Below are 17,256 nucleotides of genomic sequence, written 5' to 3'. Positions count from 1 at the left end.
CTCAGGCTCCCGCCCGGAAAGTATGCGGACGGGGCACCACGCACCCGAACCGCTACTACGCCCGGTAGAACGAATGGCTACACTGGTCCCATGAACATCGTCTATAACATCGTGGTCTTCCTACATATCGTCGGCGCCGCCATGATCGTCGGCATCTGGATCGGCCAGATGAAGAAGCCCACCGTCCACCCCCGCCAGTTCGACGGCGCCATGCTCCAGCTGCTGACCGGAGTGGCACTGATGGGGCTTATCCCGGCCCTGGACATGGACGCCAACTATTTCAAGCTCGGCATTAAGTTCGCTGTGGCGCTGGCCGTTGGCGTGCTCGCCTTCATCGGCCGCCGCAAGTACAAGAAGGGCGAGGAGATCAGCGCAGGCCTGGCGCACGGCGTAGGCGGACTCGCGCTGCTGAACATCGCCATCGCGACGCTCTGGCAGTAGCAGCCCCGGCCAAAACCACGACGGCGGCGTTCACCTCCCGGGGAGCGCCGCCGTCGTTGTTTCATGCCCCGGTCATAATCCTCTGACAGCGGACAGCCGGTGCATGCCGCGGGTGTTGTCCCTAGGATGGGACACGGCGGGGTCCAGGCAGCGGCCTGCCCCGGTACACATCGACCTGAGGAGTGAACATGGCAGCAACACGTTCGGCAAACGCAGTATGGAACGGCAACCTGACGGAAGGTGCCGGCACCACCAGCCTGGCCACCTCAGGCCTGGGCACGTTCGATGTCACCTGGAAGGCCCGCACCGAAGCGGCCAACGGCAAGACCAGCCCGGAGGAACTCATCGCCGCAGCCCACGCCGCGTGCTTCTCCATGGCCTTCAGCAACGAGCTCGATAAGGCGGGCCACACACCTGAGGAAGTCCGCACCAAGGCAGACGTGACGTTTGTTCCCGGCACGGGAATCACTGGCAGCCACCTCACCATGTCAGCGCGGGTCCCCGGCATTTCCGAGGAGGAGTTCCAGAAGATCGCGGGCGAGGCCAAGGTGGGCTGCCCCGTGTCCGGCGCCCTGGCCAGCATCGACATCACCCTGGATGCGACCCTGGAGTCCTGATCCGGCAAAAGTAAAAAAGCCCTGCCTGGCCATTCCGGCCAGGCAGGGCTTTTTGCTGCGCTGCGGTTCTACTGCCGATGCGGCTTCTGCTGCTGGGGCTACTTCCCCTGGCGGCGTGCCGGCAGCGGGGCGGGACGCAGCCGGCGGTAGCCTTCGCGGGCCGGCGGACGGTCGGTGGGCAGTTCCTGGATCATTTCCTTCAGCGCACCAATGCCGTACTCCAGCTGGGGGTCCCGGCCCGCGGCATAGGCATGGGGCGGGAACGTGACCTCGATGTCCGGGTCCACCCCGTAGTTCTCCACGCTCCAGCCCACACCGCCGCCGAACCAGGTGGCGTACCGCGGCTGCGTCACGCCGGTGCCGTCGGCCAGGGCGAAGCGGTTGTCGATGCCCACCACCCCGCCCCACGTGCGCGTTCCGATGACCGGCCCGATCCCCCTCAGCTTGGACACCTGCGTGATGATGTCCCCGTCCGAGCCGGCAAACTCATCGGCCAGGATGATCACCGGACCGCGCGGCGCATGGTGGGGGTATGTCCGGGGCTTTTCGCCGCGGGGCATGCTCCAGCCCGTGACCTTGCGTCCAATGAGCTCTGCCACCAGCTGCGAGGTGTGCCCGCCGCGGTTGCGCCGCACATCGACGATCAGTCCGTCCAGGGCAGTTTCGGTGTCCAGGTCCCGGTGCAGCTGTGCCCAGCCGTTCGCCATCATGTCCGGGATGTGGAGGTAGCCGAATGTGCCCGCTGACGCTTCACGGACGGTCCGCCGGTTCGAAGCCACCCATTCCTGGTACCGGAGGCGCTCCTCGTCCTTGACGGGCACGACGGCGACGCGGCGCTGGGTGCCCGCTGCGGCTCCGTGCGCAGCACCGTTCAGGAGGGTCAGCTCGACGGCGCGCCCTGCGGCTCCGACAAGCTGCATGGCCGGGGTGACGCTTTCCGAGAGCGGCACGCCGTCGATGGCGAGCAGGATATCCCCCGCCTTGCCGCCGACGCCGGGCCGGGTCAGGGGCGACGTCGCCAGCGGGTCGGAGGACTCGCCGGCAAGGATCCGCGTGATTTCCCAGCCGGCGGACGTGTAGGCCAGGTCGGCGCCCAGCCTGCCCTGGCCGTGGCTGCCGTTCTCCGTGACGAGTGCCGGCCGGACGTAGGCGTGCGAGGTTCCCAGCTCGCCGTGCAGTTCCCAGAGGAGGTCCACCAGGTCATCGTGGGAGCCCAGGCGCTCCACCAGGGGACGGTAGCGCTTGTGGATGGATTCCCAGTCCTGGCCGGCCATGTCCTCGGTCCAGAAGAAGTCGCGCTGCAGCCGCCACGCCTCGTCGAAGGCCTGGCCCCATACGCTGAGCGGTTCCATCATGACCCGGATCCGGCCGAGGTCAACCTTGACCAGCTTCCCGGACTCCTCATCCGCCTTGGCATCTGCGGGCACCACGGTGACCTGCTTGTCCGAGACCAGCACCACCTTGCTGCGGTCCCCTGACAGCCGGTAGCTGTCCAGCGCGTCCACCAGGGTGGCCTGCTTTCGCCGTCCAAGGTCGAACCGGACCAGGCTGGGGCGGGCGTCCTTGTCGTCCTGGCTGGCCTTGCCGTCGCCGGTGACCCCGGCGAGGGCCCAGTCGAGCCACAGCAGGGCCCCCTCAGTTGCCTTCAGTGAGGTGTAGTTCCCCTGCGGCACGGGAACGGTGATGACCCGGTGGGCCAGGCCCTCGGCGTCCACCCGAACGTCCGGTGCTGCCGATTCCCCGTCCGGGCCCTGCCCGTCTCCCCCTGCGGCGGCAGCTTCCCCTGCATCGGAGTCCACCGCGGGACCAAAGGGCGACGGCGTGTCCGCCGCGAGTGCCACAAGGTACGGCTTGATGGGGCTGGGGAAGGAGAGGTCGAAGGAATGTCCGTCGTACACCGGGTCGAAGCTGCGGTTCGACAGGAACGCCAGGAACTTCCCGTCCGGGGTAAAGACCGGGGACTTGTCTCCGAAGCGGCCGTCCGTGACATCCACCGGGACGGATCCCGGCTTTGCCACGCTGGCCATCCGCAGCCGGCTGCGGGAACCGAAGGACGTGACCGGTTCCGACCACACGAGCCACTGCGAGTCCGCCGACCACGAGAGGTCGGCAACCGTGCCCTCGCCAATGCTGGACACCAGCGTCAGTTCACCTGTGCGGGTGTCCGCCACATAAACCTCGCCGAAGGACGTGCCGAGGGCGAGCCGTTGCCCGTCAGGACTGGCTTCCAGGGCGCTGGCACGCGACGGACGGGGAAAGTCGATGCGGGTTGCTGCCGGAAGTGCCTGTGCTTCGGCGGAGGTGCCGGCTTCAGGAGCAACGTCGGCCTGCTCATCAGAGGCGTGGGCCGGCACGGCGTTCCCGGCCAGCGCAGGGTTCCCGGCCAGCGCGGCAGCACCGGCAGCGGGGACCGGCTGCGGCAGGACTACGGCCTCTTCCTTTCCTGCGGCCACCGGCGTGGGAACGTCCGCCGTGCTGCGGGTTGCGGCGCCACCCGGGCCCGCGCTCCCTTCCGTGCCGGCAAGCCCGGCATGCGGCACCGGAGCCGCGATGTCCTTGATGTATAACGCCTCCACGTTGCCGTGGTCTGCGAGGTAGGCGATCCGACCGTCCCCCAGGGGCCGGGGCAGGCGGGCGCGGACACCCGGCGTCGCCTCGATGATGCGGGACGGCCCGTCCTTGTGGCGCAGCCAGTGGATGGTGCCGTGGGCTTCGATTGCACTGGCGGAACCGGTCGTGTCAGGTACTGCCGCACCGAGGTGCCTGGCGGTCTTGAGCAGGGCAGGACGCCTGGACTGCGAGGCGGAGCCAAGGGTGATGTCCAGCCGAACGGCGTCGGAGCCGAGATCGTGCAGTACCCACAGCTCGCCGGCGGATTCGAAAATGACCCGTTTGCCGTCGGTGGCGGCATGCCGGACGTAGAAGTCCTCGTGGTCCGTGTGGCGGCGCAGGTCCTTTCCGCTGGGAAGGACCGAATAGAGGTTGCCGTAGCCCTCGTGGTCCGAAAGGAAGGCGATCCGGCCGTCCACCCACATGGGATCGGCAAGGTTGCCGTCAAGCTCCGGCACCAGGCGTTCAAACTCCCCGTTGCCGTCGGCGTCGATCCACAGCTTCCCCGCGGTGCCGCCGCGGTAGCGTTTCCACCAGGCGGGTTCGCGGGACAGCACGCTGCCCACCACCACGGGCCGCTCGTCGCCCACCTCCGGACCAAAGGCTACGGACTCAACCGGCCCGTACGGGAGTTCCTCGGCCCAGCCGCCCTCCAGCGGGACGCTGTAGGCGTGCGTGTGCCTGCTTTCGGCCTGGCGGAACGCGCTGGTGACCACCACTGAACCGCTGGCAGTGAATCCCTTGACCCGCGTTGTGGTGTGGCCGAAGAAGGTCAGCTGCCTGTACCCGCCGCCGTCGACTTCTGCCGACACCACTTCCGGCGCCGTTCCCTGGACCACCGTCCACACCAGCCGCTTCCCGTCGGGGGTGAAGCGGGGGTTGCGGGCGGGCAGTTGGAGGGCCGAGACGCGCCAGGCGCGGCCGCCGCCCAAGGGCGCGATCCACACGTCGTCCTCGGCCACGAAAGTGACCAGATCGCCGTGCAGATGCGGGAAACGGAAGTAGCTGGAAAACGTCATCGTTCGATCATAGTCAACCCTCCTGCGGCCTGTCGGGAGGTGCCGCCGGCGCTGCGGCGTGGTGAGATGGACTATGCGCATCGTCATGGCCGGCGCCTCCGGGCTCCTCGGCACTTCCATGTCAGAAACCTTCACCAAGGCAGGCCACGACGTCGTGTCCCTGGTCAGGGGGGACCCCGCCTCCGCGTCCGAGGTCAGGTGGGATCCCGCGGCCGGTGACCTGGATCCGCAGGCCCTGGCCGGGGCGGATGCCGTGGTTAACCTTTCCGGGGCCGGCATCGGGGACCGGCCCTGGACCCGCAAACGGGTGGAGGAGCTGTTCAGCTCGCGGATTGGATCAACGCGGACCCTCACGCAGGCGATGCGGCACTTGGATTCCCCGCCGGCGGCCTTTATCAGCCAGTCCGGCTCGAACTATTACGGCGACGCCGGCAACACCGTACTCCGTGAGTCCGCACCGCCGGGATCGGGAACCTTGTCGCGGATCTGCGTTGAGTGGGAGGACGCAGCCCGTTCGGCCCCGGACGGGGTGCGGGTGGTGACAACGCGGACAGGCGTTGTCCTCAGCCGGTCAGGCGGGGCGCTGGGCAGGCTGCTGCCCCTGATCCGGCTGGGCCTGGGCGGGCCGCTGGGGAGCGGCCGGCAGTACTGGCCCTGGGTCACCCTGCCGGACGTATCGGCGGCATTCCTCTTTCTGCTCGAGTCACGGGTCAGCGGGCCAGTGAACCTGTGCGCTCCCGAGCAGGCTGACGTGGGCACGCTGGTGGGGGAAATTGCGCGTGCACTGCACCGGCCCGCGGCCCTGCGGGTCCCCGCCCCTGTGCTGCGGCTGCTGATGCGGGATCTGGCGGAGGAACTCCTGCTTTCCAGCCAGCGCATGGAACCGGCGGTGCTCCTCGAGGCCGGTTTCGCGTGGCAGCACCCCACGGTGGCAGAGGCCGCCCAGTGGGTTGCCGGCAAGGACTAGGTGGGGGGTCAGTCCCCTGGAAGGATCTCGCTGATGCGCCACGCGCCGCCCACGGTCACGAGGACCAGTCGGAGCTGGCGGCTGGTGGTGGCCGGGCCCGTCCCGACGACGGAGCCCCCGGCATCCTTCTCCTCATATGCGGAGGAACTGGAGCGCACCCGCACCAGGGCGCGGGCGGCAGTGGCTCCGTCCTCCAGATGCAGCTCGGCAAGGGTGCTGGAAAACCCGGCGAGGACGTGGCCGGAGCTTCGAAGCCGTTCGGCTGTCCGCGCATCGGCGGCAGCTGCCGGGGAGCCTCCCGCGTTCACCTCGTCGAACAGCCCGAGCTCTCCCGTGCTGAAGGCCAGGTCCCGCAGGGCAGCGAGGCCCTGGACAGCCTGGATGGGGTCTGACGCCCGCGCCTGCTGCCTGGCCGCAGCCGCAGGGCCGCCACTGTTGTCGCCCCCGCCGTTTATCCTTGCTCCCTGTTCGCTGCCGCCGATTTCGGTGGGAGCGCCGGAGATGGCCTGGGCTGCTGGGCTGGCAGCAGGTCCAGTTGCTGCACTCTCACTTTCCGCAGTCCCACCCGCGGGAGTGTCGGGCGCCCGTCCGCCGGATTCCTGACCAACACTGGACTCCCGGGCCGTGACGGACTCCGGCGCAGGACCTGGCCTAACTGGCAGTTCTGCGGCCCCTGCAAGCCACCATGCCACGGCCGCCGCCACCACGGCGGCCGCAGGGAGGAAGCCGCGCAGCAGTGGCACGCGCCGCTGCAGGGGTGAGCGGCGCCGTCCCCTGCTGAGGTGGGCTGGGCCAGGATGTGCCACGCCCGCATCTGCCGGGCTGGATCGTACTGGACCTCCACCTGTTGGGCTGGATCGTGCCGTGCCGGTATCTGCTGTGCCAACTTCTGCTGTGCCGACATCTGCCGGGCCAGCTTGGGCGCTGCCAACGTCCGCTCGGCCGGCGTGCTTCCCGCCGGAAGGGCGGCGTTCGTTGACGGGCTGTGGAAACGGCATGCGCGGGCCGGCGAAGGAATGGCCGGACCATCTGGCAGTGGCGATCCACCTTCCTGCGGCCTTGTACTTTTCCGCAGCTGCCCTGGGCCGGGATGGTGCCGGGTTCTGCCGGCGGGTCAACAGCTCCGGAATCACCGTGGGATGGACGGAGGCGGCGAGGTCCAGTGGCCGGGGCGACGCGCTGCGGTAGACGGCGGTAGCCAGCGCCGCCGCGGTGGGCCGGGCACGCCGGTCCTCGTTCAGGCCTGCTTCCAGTGCAGCGGCCAGCTCCCGCGGAACATCCGGAACCAGGAGCGGCAGCGGCGGCCGGCCCGACGTCCTGGGCGGAGCCTGGCCCGTGAGGCAGAACCAGCCCAGCGCCGCCGTCGAATAGACATCCCTTTCGGGCTGCAGGCCACGCACGGCGTCCACCGGTGACGGGTCCACGAAGCCCGGTGTTCCTGACGCTGCTGCATGGCCGGGGTCGCCCAGCATCCGCGCGATGCCGACGTCTGACAGCAAGGGTTTTCCCTGCCCGGTGAACAGGACGTTTCCCGGCGAGACGTCCGCATGGGTGAATCCCTTGCTGTGCAGGTATCCCAGCGCCTGGGCGATGGGTGTCAGCACCGTGACCGTTTCGCCAACGCTCAACTTTCCGCGGCTGGCCATGAGGCCGGCCAGGGACCCGCCCGGCGCATAATCCATCACCAGGGCCGTGCCGCCTTCGGGCTGTCCTGGAAACCGGACGGCATCATGTGCCTTGACCAGGTGCGGGTGGTCCAGGACTGACAGGATGCGGACCTCGCGCCGGACCGCGTCCTCAGTCAGCGGTTCACCACCGGCTGGGCCGGCCGTGCCGGGGTGGAAGCACTTGAGGGCAAAGTCCCGCCCGGTCCGGTTTTCCCTGGCCAGCCAGACCGTCGCGCACCCTCCGCGCCCCAGCATGCGTCCCACGGCGAAGCCGGGCACCCCGGGCGGCACCTCGGGCACCTGCGAAATTTCCATACGACATGTCTAGCCGAATCCTCTTCGCCGTGCAGAAGTTATCCACAGGCTTCACGGCAGCGCCCGGCCACGCTGGAGGCTCCGTGTGACGTCCCTCCGGCAGGTGGGTGAGCTTCAACACTAAACCGGGCACGGGACGCCGCGGGGTCTAAGCTGGATGCCATGACTCTTGAGTTTTCACAGCTGGGTCTTGCTCCCGATTTTGTCGACTACACCCGTGGCTGGCAGATCCAGAGCGAACTCCACGACAAAGTGGTCGCGGGGATGGCCCCCAGCACTGTCCTCCTCCTGGAACACGCTGCGGTCTACACCGCAGGCAAACGGACCGAGGATCATGAACGGCCCTTCGACGGCACTCCGGTGGTCCCCGTGGACCGGGGCGGAAAGCTGACCTGGCACGGGCCCGGCCAGCTGGTGGGATACCCCATCATCAAACTGAAAAACCGGGCAGGCATCCGCGACTATGTGGAACGCCTGGAAGCCGTGATCATCGCGGTGCTGGCCGATTACGGAATCACCGCAGTCCGCATCAAGGGCAGGGCCGGAGTCTGGATCACCGCGGACAGCAAGGGCCCGGACCGGAAGATTGCCGCCATCGGCATTCGGGTGCATGAGGGCGTGACCATGCACGGGTTCGCCATCAACTGCAACAACGACCTCGCCCCCTATTCCCAGATCATCGCCTGCGGCATCACTGACGCCGGCGTGACAACCATCGCCCAGGAAACGGGCCGTGACGTCGCCCCGGCTGACCTCGTGGCCCGCATTACAGAAGAACTGCGCAAGAATGAAGACGCCCTGGTCGCTACCCCCGAAGGAGCACTACTGTGACATTGGCACCTGAAGGCCGGAAGCTTTTGCGCGTTGAACAGCGCAATTCTGCTGTTCCGGTGGAGCGTAAGCCGGAGTGGATCAAGGCGAAGGTCCAGATGGGCCCGGAGTTTGTCCAGCTCAAGAACCTGGTCAAGAAAGAAGGCCTGCACACGGTGTGTGAGGAGGCCGGTTGCCCCAACATTTTCGAGTGCTGGGAGGACAAGGAAGCCACGTTCCTGATCGGCGGGTCCGAGTGCACCCGGCGCTGTGATTTCTGCCAGATCGATACCGGCAAGCCCTCCCCGGTGGACATGTTCGAACCCACCAAGGTGGCCCGGTCCGTGCAGGCGATGCAGCTGCGTTACGCCACCGTCACCGGCGTGGCCCGGGACGACCTCGAAGACGAGGGCGTGTGGCTGTACGCCGAGACGGTCCGGAAGATCCACGAACTGAACCCCGGCACCGGGGTGGAACTGCTGATCCCGGACTTCTCCGGCAAACCCGGGCACATCAAAGCCATCTGCGATTCCAGGCCCGAGGTGTTCGCGCACAACGTCGAGACCGTGCCCCGGATCTTCAAGCGGATCCGGCCCGCGTTCCGGTACGAGCGGTCCCTGGACGTGATCACGCAGGGCCGGAACCTGGGCATGGTCACCAAGTCCAACCTGATCCTGGGCATGGGCGAAACCCGCGAGGAGATCTCCGAGGCCCTGCGGGACCTGCACGAGGCCGGGTGCGACCTGATCACCATCACCCAGTACCTGCGCCCGAGTGAGCGGCACCTGCCGGTGGACCGGTGGGTCAAGCCGCAGGAATTCGTGGACCTCCAGGACGAGGCCACCGAGATCGGGTTCCTCGGCGTGATGTCCGGGCCGCTGGTCCGTTCCTCCTACCGCGCCGGGCGGCTCTGGGCCACCGCGATGCGGAAGAAAGGTTGGGAGATCCCCGCCGAACTCGCCCACATCGAGTCCTCCGGCAGCACCCGCCAGGAAGCCAGCTCACTCATCGCAGCACACCACTGATCTGCAGTTCCCCAAAAAACGCAGCGTCCCCGCAGGGCCGGCACAGGAATAATCCGGTGCCGGCCCTGCGGCTTTGGTCACGTAGAATTAAGGCACTATGGCGAAATCCCCTGATTCCAGCAACTCCACTCCGTCTGGCTCCAGCGCAGTCAAGCGTGGCCTCTTCTCCCGCAAGCCGAAAGAAGCGAAGGCCAAGAAGCCCAGCCGGCTCAAGCAGATCCGCGAAGTCTTCACCATGACCCGCCGTCATGACCCCATGGTCCCGTGGCTGATGCTGCTGGTTTTCCTTGGCGTCGTGGCTGTCAGCTTCCTGGTGGGCTTCTGGCTGGAAAACTGGATCACCGGCCTGATCATCGGCATCCCCCTGGGCCTGCTTGGCGCCACGTTCATCCTGTCCCGCAGGGCAGAACGCGCCGCATTCGCCCAGATCGAGAACCAGCCCGGCGCTTCCGGCGCCGCACTGGGAACGCTCCGCCGCGGCTGGATCACCGAGGAACAGCCTGTTGCCGTCAACCCAAGGACGCAGGACGCCGTCTTCCGCGCCATCGGCCGTCCCGGCGTCGTCCTTGTCAGCGAAGGCCCCACGCACCGGGTAAAGCCTCTGCTGGACGCGGAACGCAAACGGCTTGCGCGCATCCTGCCGAACGTCACCGTCCACGTCATCGAAAGCGGCCGGGGCGAGGGCCAGGTGCCCATCAGCGAGGTGGCCAAGAAGATGGGCAAGCTCAAAAAGGAACTGACCAAGCTTGAGGTGAACGCAGTGTCCAAGCGCATCTCCTCACTGGGCAACCGCCTCCCGATCCCCAAGGGCATCGACCCCTACAAGGCGCGTCCCAACCGCGGACGCTAGTTTTTGAACCTGCCCCGGTTCCGGCTCCGGCCGGCAGCCGGGGCGTTTCTTTGCCGCTTTCACGGCAGGAGAGGACGTTATTGTGACCTTCAAGAAAACAGCGGTGATCCGCGCATTCCGGATCCTGGCCATCGCCGAAGCCTTCAGCTGGGCGGCGCTCCTTATCGGCATGTACTTCAAATGGATTGCCGGCACCACCGAAATTGGCGTCCAGGTTGCCGGACCAATACATGGTGCACTCTTCGTGGGCTACGGCATTGCCGCCCTTGCCCTTTGGAGGCTGCAGCGGTGGCCCTTCGTCGTGGCGCTGTTCGCAGGCATCTCCGCCGTCTTCCCGTTCGCCACGGTCCTGTTCGAGCGCTGGGCGGACAAGCGGAACTACCTGGACGCCGCCCCGGCGACGCCGGACACCACGGCAGTCCGGGAAGCCAGCTCCGTCTAGCGGCGCTTCAGGGGCCGGGAGCCCAACGCTGCAGCCTTCAGCGCCGCACCAGCAGCGTATCCATGGCCTTGTCGTGGAGGCCCCGGTGGTCGGGGTCGAAAATGACCGCGGGGATGACCAGGCAAAGCAGCAGGGACCTCACCAGCGCCGCCAGCGGCCCGGCCGGCCCGCCGCCGGCCTTCACCACGTGGATGCCCATGGCACGGTGTCCGATGCTGTAGCCCAGGGTTCCTATCAGCAGGGTCTGTTCGACGGCGAAGATCGCCAGGGTGGCCCACGGATCTCCTCCGAAAGCGAAGTTGCTGATCAGGAGCGCGACGCCCCAGTCGATCATGATGGCCGCGATCCTGCGGCCCGCCCGCGCAATGGAGCCCGGTCCCGACTCGGGCAGTCCCAGCCGCTCCCCCGGATATTTCGAGATGCCCGATGTATCGGGGCCGGAGAGCCAGGAGCCGATGTCTTTGCGATCTACCACGGTCCAAGCTTAGCGACTTCCCGCCGACCACACTGTGGATGGAGTTAGACCACAGAGTGGACGGAAGATAGCGTTGCCATATCAGGGCACTATGTAACCTGCCCGAAACAATGCGGACACGGACGGGAAATGCCGCGTCCATAGGCTGTTACCAGTTTCAAGCAATCCGCCGGCGGGCAGTACAGGGCAGGTAACACCAGCAGGGTACTTACAGCAGGGAAACTGCGTTTCCCTGCGCTTCGGATTGCGCTGGATCAGCTGGCTTGCCAGCCAGATATTACATATGCGTTAGGAGCATAGATGTTCAAGACTGCGGACGAAGTCCTCAAGTTCATCAAGGACGAAGATATTAAATTCGTCGATATCCGCTTCACCGACCTCCCCGGCGTCCAGCAGCACTTCAACGTGCCGGCCAAGAGCGTTGACGCTGACTTCTTCGTCAACGGCCAGCTCTTCGACGGATCCTCCATCCGCGGCTTCCAGGGCATTGCAGAATCTGACATGCAGCTGATCCCGGACGTCACCACTGCGTTCCTGGACACCTTCCGCATGGAGAAGACGCTGGCGCTGAACTTCTCCATCGTCAACCCGCGTACGGGCGATCCGTACCACCGCGACCCCCGCGGCGTGGCCGAGAAGGCCGAAGCCTACCTGGCCTCCACCGGCATTGCCGATACCGCGTTCTTCGCTCCCGAAGCTGAGTTCTTCGTGTTCGACAACGTGCAGTACCAGTCTTCCCCCCAGGGCAGCTTCTACAAGATCGACTCCGAGGAAGCCCACTGGAACACGGGCCGCGAGGAAGAAGGCGGAAACCTGGGTTACAAGACCCCCGTCAAGGGCGGTTACTTCCCGGTTTCCCCCACCGACAAGCAGGCTGACCTGCGCGACGCCATGTGTGTCGCCCTGGACGAGGCCGGCCTTGAGGTCGAGCGCAGCCACCACGAAGTTGGATCCGCCGGCCAGGCAGAGATCAACTACAAGTTCACCACCCTGACGCACGCTGCCGATGACCTGCAGAAGTTCAAGTACGTCATCAAGAACACCGCAGACGCCTGGGGCAAGTCCGTAACGTTCATGCCCAAGCCGGTCTTTGGCGACAACGGCTCCGGCATGCACTGCCACCAGTCGCTGTGGAACGGCGGCGAGCCGCTGTTCTACGACGAGAAGGGCTACGCCGGCCTGTCCGACACCGCCCGCTGGTACATTGGCGGCCTGCTCAAGCACGCCTCCGCCGTCCTGGCCTTCACCAACCCGACGGTGAACTCCTACCGCCGCCTGGTCAAGGGCTTCGAAGCTCCGGTCAACATGGTTTACTCGCAGGGCAACCGCTCCGCAGGTATCCGCATCCCGATCACGGGCTCCAACCCCAAGGCCAAGCGCATCGAGTTCCGCGCTCCGGACCCCTCCTCCAACCCCTACCTGGCGTTCGCTGCCCAGCTGATGGCCGGCATCGACGGCATCCGCAACCGCATTGAGCCCCCGGCCCCGATCGACAAGGACCTCTACGAGCTCCCCGCCGAAGAGGCCAAGGACATCCCCAAGGCTCCGGGCACCCTCGAGGAAGCACTGGAGGCCTTGCGCGAGGACAACGAGTTCCTGCAGGCCGGTGGCGTGTTCACCCAGGACCTGATCGACACCTGGATTGAGTACAAGTACGAGAACGAGATCCGCCCGCTGTCCCTGCGCCCGAACCCCTACGAGTTCGAGCTCTACTACGGCGTCTAGCATCACCGTCTCCTGAGACACCAAAGGCGGCCACCGGTTCACCGGTGGCCGCCTTTGCGTGTGGCCCGAAGGTGGGAGCCCGGCTCCAGACGTGCTGAGACCGGGAGCCGGACCCCCTGACGAATGCCCCCCGGGACGAAGACCAGTTTCAGCCCTCCCCCCAACAAGGTTGAAGAACACCGCCATTCCACATGATCGGGCAATCGCTTTCTCAGCGCAATGCGGCCCGCCGCCTGTTATGCCATTGTGGTCAAAAACTGCGGAACATGATCCGCTGCGGACCCGCCTGCCCGCCAATGTACTGTCCCCGGTCCACGAACCCGGCGCGGCGGTAGGCGGACAGGCCCGCAGCATTCGCTTCATTGACGGAAAGAACGACGCCGGCCTCCCCCGTTTGGTGCCTGGCGGTGAGTTTTTGGGCGGCGGACACAGCGGCGGCCGCTGCGAGCGGACCGAGCCCCCTGCCCTGTTCGCGCCTGTCGATCAGGAAACCCCTGAGGAGCCACGCAGAGTGGTCGTCCGGCCAGCCTGCCAGGCGCGCCGCCCCGGCCTGCAGGGTCAGGACACCAACGGCCCGGCCTGCGGACTCGATCACATAGGGCCGGCGTGATTCCTCGGCGAGTCCGGCCAGTGCCATGCGGAGCGGATCGCCAACAAACCTGTCCTGCCCCGGCCCCGTTTCGAGTCCGGCAACTGCCTCGAGGTGGATGGCGCGGGCGTCGTCGTCGAGGTCCTGGAGCGAAATCAGCCAGACCCCCGTGCCCATGCTGTTCAGGACTGCGGTCCGGCAGGATCTTCGCCTGAAGGGGAGCCGGCCGGCGGGCCTGCCGGGTCCATCCAGAAAACCTCCCAAAGGTGACCGTCCGGATCCTGGAAGCTGTGGTTGTACATGAAGCCGTAGTCCTGGGCACCCTGGGACGCCGAGCCGCCGTTGGCCAGGGCAGTCTGCACTGCCTGGTCCACGGCCTCCCTGCTGTCCACGGAGTAGGCGATGATTGCCTCCGCTGAACCGCTGGTGCCGGCGACCTCCTTGGTGGTGAAGGTCTTGAAGTACGCCTCCACCAGGAGCATCACGTACGCGTTCTCGTTGACCACCATGCACGTGGCGTTCTCGTCCGTGAAATCAGGGTTGAAGGTGAAGCCCAGGGCCGTGAAGAACCGGACCGAGCGTTGGAGGTCCTGGACGGGCAGGTTGAGGAAGAGTTGGCTTGCCATGCGCTCAACCTAGCACCGGCCCCTGACAGGCGTCAGCCGCTTCCTGCCGCCCCCTGCCGGCTACTGGCCGTAGAAGACCCGCTCGAAGACAGCCCTCGCCCGCCGGCTGACCCGCAGGTAATCCTCCTCCAGCGCCGCTGCCTGTCCCGGTTCGTACCCGCACCAGCGGGCCACAGCTTCCAGGTCCCGCCGGGACGACGGCAGAAGGTCCGACGCCTTGCCGCTCCAGATGACGTTCGCGGACCGGATCCGGCTTGCAAGACGCCAGGCGGCGGCCAGCAGGCCGGCGTCGTCCCGTGCGAGCAGGCCGGACCGGGCGGCAGCATCCAGCGCTTCCAGGGTGGACGTGGTCCGCAGCTCCGGGTGGCTGCCGGCGTGCTGCAGCTGCAGGAGCTGCACAAGCCATTCGACGTCGCTCAGTCCGCCCCGGCCCAGCTTGAGGTGGCGGGCGGGGTCCGCGCCGCGGGGCAGTCGTTCGGACTCCACGCGCGCCTTGATCCGCCTGATTTCCCGCACGTCGGTCTCCGCAACCGATTCCGGGTACCTGATGGGGTCGATGAGTTCCAGGAAGTCCTTGGCCAGGTTGTCATTGCCGGCCATGGGACGGGCCCTGAGCAGTGCCTGCGCCTCCCAGATGAGGGACCAGCGCCGGTAGTATTCGGCAAAGGAGTCGAGGGAACGGACCATGGCACCGTTCTTCCCCTCGGGGCGCAGGTCCGCATCCATCTGGAGCACCCGCTCGGCCATGATGGCCGGCTTCAACGGCTGCGTCAGCAGGGTGGAAACCTTGTTGACGATCCGGGTGGCCTGCTCCTGTGCTTCCTCGGGGCTGAACCCGGGCAGGGCCCTGTGCACGTACATCACATCCGCGTCCGAACCGTAGCCGATCTCGCGGCCGCCCTGGCGTCCCATGGCAACCACCAGCACGGTGGTCTTCAGCGGTCCGTTGGCGGAGACGATGCCCTCCGCCACGCGCAGGGCGCCCAGGACCGCGGCCCTGTCCGTGTCCGCCAGGGCCCTCCCCACCTGGTCCTGGTCCAGCAGGCCGGCCGAATCGGCGATGGCGATCCGAAGGATTTCACGACGCCGGATCAGCCGGATGAGGCGCATGGCGCTTTCCGGATCCGCATGCCGAGACATCTTGGAGGTGATTTCCTGCCACTGGGCATCGAACCCCACAGGTGCCAGGTCCTTGTCCTGGCCCAGCCAGGCCACGGACTCGGGCGAAACCTCCAGCAGATCCGCGATGAGCCGTGAGTTGGACAGCATGTGGCACAGCCGCTCTGCGGCAGCATTGGAGTCCCTGAGCATCCCCAGGTACCAGTGCGTGGTTCCCAGGGCTTCGCTGACGCGCCGGAACGCAAGGAGCCCGGCGTCCGCGTCCACGCCTTCAGCCAGCCAGTCGAGCAGGATCGGCAGCAGCTGCCGCTGGAGGGCTGCGCGCCGGCTGACCCCGGCGGTCAGCGCCTCGATATGGCGCATGGCGCCCTTCGGGTCCCGGTACCCCAGCGCAGCCAGGCGGCCCTCGGCTGCTTCCGGCGTCAGCCTTGCGTCTTCGCTGCTGAGCTTGGCCGCCGTGTTGAGCAGCGGGCGGTAGAAGATGCGCTCGTGCAATTCCCGGACGGAGCGCTTGGTCTTCTGCCAGGTGGACAGCAGGGCGTCCGGATGGGGCCGCTCGTTGGAGAACGGGCCCAGCACGGCTTTTGCCAGCGACCTGAGCGCCGGTTCGGCAACGGGCATCAAGTGCGTCCTGCGCAGCTGGAAGAGCTGGATGCGGTGTTCCAGCAGGCGCAGGTAGCGGTAGGCGTTGTCGAAGGCGGCCGCGTCCGAGCGGCCGATATAGCCCCCCGCGGACAGGGCCGCGATGGCGGAGGTGGTGTCCCGGCGCCGTAATGTTTCGTCTGCCTTGCCGTGGACCAGCTGGAGCAGCTGCACGGTGAATTCGACGTCACGCAGCCCGCCGCGGCCAAGCTTGATCTGCCGCTGCTCCTCCGCAGCCGGAATGTGTTCGGTCACCCGGCGGCGCATGGCCTGCACCGATTCCACGAATCCGTCCCGGCTGGCCGAACTCCAGATCAGCGGCGCCACGGCTTCCTCGTAGCGGCGGCCGAGGTCGGCGTCGCCGGCAATGGTCCGGGCCTTCAGCAGCGCCTGGAACTCCCAGCTTTCAGCCCAGCGGGCATAGTACGTCTGGTGCGAGGCCAGGGTACGGACCAATGGCCCGGACTTTCCTTCCGGCCGGAGGTTCGCGTCCACCTCCCACAGGCCCGGTTCACGGGCAACGGAGGAAATGGCACGGGAAATTCCGCTCGCCAGCGCTGTTCCTATGGTGTTCGCCTTCGCGTCATCGAGGGCGCCGGGGTCCACCACGTAGATGACGTCGACGTCGGAAATGTAGTTCAGTTCGCGGGCGCCGCACTTGCCCATCCCAATCACGGCAAGGCCGACGTCGGCAACGTCCCCGGAGCCGTACTGCTCGACCGCCTCTGCGCGCGAGACGGCAAGCGCGGCTTCGATGGCTGCGCCGGCAAGGTCCGCGAGCTCCGCCCCCACTGACGGGAGGAAGTCCAGGGGATCGGCTGCGCACAGGTCCTTGACGGCCAGGTCCACTACGCCCCTGCGGTACGCCGTGCGAAGCGCCGCATAGGCATCATTCCCGGTGCTTGCTGCCACGGGCCGGACGGCGCGGGGGTCGGCTCCCACAGACTGCAGGAGGACCCCGCGCAGGGCGGCGGGATCGGCCTGCATCGGCTCGGGGCTGGCGCGGACATGGAAGGCCTCCAGGTGTTCCGGATGCCGGATCAGGAACTCCCCCAGGGCTTCGGATGCGCCCAGCACGCGGTACATCGGTTCGCTGGCGTCGGGGTCGGCGGCGGCCAGTTCCCGGAGCGCCGGGTGCTTTTCGATCAGGCGGACCAGGGACTGCAGCGCGGTGTCCGGGCTGGCTGCCAGCTGCAGGCCCGCAAACAGCCTGTCCTGGTCCAGCCCTTCCAGTTCCGGCGCAGCAAGGAACCGCTCCCCCTTCTCGAGGTCGCTGAATCCGGCCGCAATTAGGCGGCGTGCCAGGCTCACGCCGGC

General features: G+C 67.1%; 14 protein-coding genes. 8 read left to right on the top strand and 6 right to left on the bottom strand.

The window, feature by feature from the left end; all coding sequences use genetic code 11:
- Positions 1-90: 90 nt before the first annotated feature.
- Together HTS88_RS07740 and HTS88_RS07735 are read left to right on the top strand one after the other, a co-directional pair.
- Positions 91-441 (top strand): hypothetical protein, encoded by a 351-nt coding sequence (locus HTS88_RS07740; protein WP_174177049.1) that lies wholly within the window; start codon positions 91-93, stop codon positions 439-441.
- Between the two features lie 188 nt (positions 442-629).
- Positions 630-1,058: an OsmC family protein gene (locus HTS88_RS07735; RefSeq protein WP_104187558.1), complete on the top strand. Its 429-nt coding sequence runs from the start codon at positions 630-632 to the stop codon at positions 1,056-1,058.
- A 98-nt stretch (positions 1,059-1,156) separates the two neighbouring features.
- Here HTS88_RS07735 and HTS88_RS07730 read toward each other — a convergent pair whose 3' ends face one another.
- Complete coding sequence (locus HTS88_RS07730; RefSeq protein WP_174177048.1) at positions 1,157-4,687, bottom strand: S41 family peptidase; 3,531 nt, start codon at positions 4,685-4,687, stop codon at positions 1,157-1,159.
- A 73-nt stretch (positions 4,688-4,760) separates the two neighbouring features.
- On the opposite strand from HTS88_RS07730, the gene HTS88_RS07725 reads away from it, so the two are divergent.
- Positions 4,761-5,654: a TIGR01777 family oxidoreductase gene (locus tag HTS88_RS07725; protein ID WP_174177046.1), complete on the top strand. Its 894-nt coding sequence runs from the start codon at positions 4,761-4,763 to the stop codon at positions 5,652-5,654.
- A gap of 8 nt (positions 5,655-5,662) precedes the next feature.
- Here the strand turns inward: HTS88_RS07725 and HTS88_RS07720 are convergent, their stop codons facing one another.
- Positions 5,663-7,636 (bottom strand): serine/threonine-protein kinase, encoded by a 1,974-nt coding sequence (locus HTS88_RS07720; protein WP_174177044.1) that lies wholly within the window; start codon positions 7,634-7,636, stop codon positions 5,663-5,665.
- A 162-nt stretch (positions 7,637-7,798) separates the two neighbouring features.
- Here HTS88_RS07720 and lipB point away from each other — a divergent pair, with 162 nt between their 5' ends.
- The 4 genes from lipB to HTS88_RS07700 all read left to right on the top strand — a co-directional run bounded on the left by lipB (position 7,799) and on the right by HTS88_RS07700 (position 10,763).
- Entirely contained in the window at positions 7,799-8,467 is a 669-nt protein-coding gene (lipB, locus tag HTS88_RS07715; protein WP_174177042.1) for a lipoyl(octanoyl) transferase LipB, read from the top strand.
- Positions 8,464-9,471 (top strand): lipoyl synthase, encoded by a 1,008-nt coding sequence (gene lipA / locus HTS88_RS07710; RefSeq protein ID WP_174177040.1) that lies wholly within the window; start codon positions 8,464-8,466, stop codon positions 9,469-9,471. Before lipB ends, lipA begins: the two co-directional genes overlap by 4 nt.
- Before the next feature lie 97 nt (positions 9,472-9,568).
- Positions 9,569-10,321 (top strand): DUF4191 domain-containing protein, encoded by a 753-nt coding sequence (locus tag HTS88_RS07705; RefSeq protein WP_174177038.1) that lies wholly within the window; start codon positions 9,569-9,571, stop codon positions 10,319-10,321.
- Positions 10,322-10,403: 82 nt separating this feature from the next.
- Positions 10,404-10,763: a DUF3817 domain-containing protein gene (locus tag HTS88_RS07700; protein WP_174177036.1), complete on the top strand. Its 360-nt coding sequence runs from the start codon at positions 10,404-10,406 to the stop codon at positions 10,761-10,763.
- A 37-nt stretch (positions 10,764-10,800) separates the two neighbouring features.
- Here the strand turns inward: HTS88_RS07700 and HTS88_RS07695 are convergent, their stop codons facing one another.
- Positions 10,801-11,238: an RDD family protein gene (locus tag HTS88_RS07695; protein WP_174177034.1), complete on the bottom strand. Its 438-nt coding sequence runs from the start codon at positions 11,236-11,238 to the stop codon at positions 10,801-10,803.
- 300 nt (positions 11,239-11,538) lie between these two features.
- Here HTS88_RS07695 and glnA point away from each other — a divergent pair, with 300 nt between their 5' ends.
- Positions 11,539-12,963 (top strand): type I glutamate--ammonia ligase, encoded by a 1,425-nt coding sequence (gene glnA / locus HTS88_RS07690; protein WP_174177032.1) that lies wholly within the window; start codon positions 11,539-11,541, stop codon positions 12,961-12,963.
- Positions 12,964-13,213: 250 nt separating this feature from the next.
- Here the strand turns inward: glnA and HTS88_RS07685 are convergent, their stop codons facing one another.
- Genes HTS88_RS07685 through HTS88_RS07675 form a run of 3 tightly spaced genes read right to left on the bottom strand, consistent with a single transcriptional unit; the run spans position 13,214 to position 17,250 of the window.
- Positions 13,214-13,729, bottom strand: a complete 516-nt coding sequence (locus tag HTS88_RS07685) for a GNAT family N-acetyltransferase (protein ID WP_174177030.1) — start codon at positions 13,727-13,729, stop codon at positions 13,214-13,216.
- A 5-nt stretch (positions 13,730-13,734) separates the two neighbouring features.
- A complete protein-coding gene (locus HTS88_RS07680; RefSeq protein ID WP_174177028.1) occupies positions 13,735-14,178 on the bottom strand; it encodes a VOC family protein in 444 nt (147 codons plus the stop codon).
- Between the two features lie 60 nt (positions 14,179-14,238).
- The gene (locus tag HTS88_RS07675) at positions 14,239-17,250 is read right to left on the bottom strand and encodes a bifunctional [glutamine synthetase] adenylyltransferase/[glutamine synthetase]-adenylyl-L-tyrosine phosphorylase (protein WP_174177026.1); all 3,012 of its coding nucleotides are present in this window, start codon (positions 17,248-17,250) and stop codon (positions 14,239-14,241) included.
- Positions 17,251-17,256 lie beyond the last annotated feature (6 nt).

This window comes from Pseudarthrobacter oxydans, assembly GCF_013314975.1.
GTDB lineage: Bacteria > Actinomycetota > Actinomycetes > Actinomycetales > Micrococcaceae > Arthrobacter > Arthrobacter oxydans.
This window is presented reverse-complemented; position numbering and strand designations above follow the sequence as displayed.

What these genes read in the sequence shown, in the direction of transcription:
- HTS88_RS07740 (WP_174177049.1), top strand. Translation starts at nt 91, where the DNA reads ATGAACATCGTCTATAACATCGTGGTCTTCCTACATATCGTCGGCGCC.
- HTS88_RS07735 (WP_104187558.1), top strand. Translation starts at nt 630, where the DNA reads ATGGCAGCAACACGTTCGGCAAACGCAGTATGGAACGGCAACCTGACG.
- HTS88_RS07730 (WP_174177048.1), bottom strand. Translation starts at nt 4,687, where the DNA reads ATGACGTTTTCCAGCTACTTCCGTTTCCCGCATCTGCACGGCGATCTG.
- HTS88_RS07725 (WP_174177046.1), top strand. Translation starts at nt 4,761, where the DNA reads ATGCGCATCGTCATGGCCGGCGCCTCCGGGCTCCTCGGCACTTCCATG.
- HTS88_RS07720 (WP_174177044.1), bottom strand. Translation starts at nt 7,636, where the DNA reads ATGGAAATTTCGCAGGTGCCCGAGGTGCCGCCCGGGGTGCCCGGCTTC.
- lipB (WP_174177042.1), top strand. Translation starts at nt 7,799, where the DNA reads ATGACTCTTGAGTTTTCACAGCTGGGTCTTGCTCCCGATTTTGTCGAC.
- HTS88_RS07705 (WP_174177038.1), top strand. Translation starts at nt 9,569, where the DNA reads ATGGCGAAATCCCCTGATTCCAGCAACTCCACTCCGTCTGGCTCCAGC.
- glnA (WP_174177032.1), top strand. Translation starts at nt 11,539, where the DNA reads ATGTTCAAGACTGCGGACGAAGTCCTCAAGTTCATCAAGGACGAAGAT.
- HTS88_RS07685 (WP_174177030.1), bottom strand. Translation starts at nt 13,729, where the DNA reads ATGGGCACGGGGGTCTGGCTGATTTCGCTCCAGGACCTCGACGACGAC.
- HTS88_RS07680 (WP_174177028.1), bottom strand. Translation starts at nt 14,178, where the DNA reads ATGGCAAGCCAACTCTTCCTCAACCTGCCCGTCCAGGACCTCCAACGC.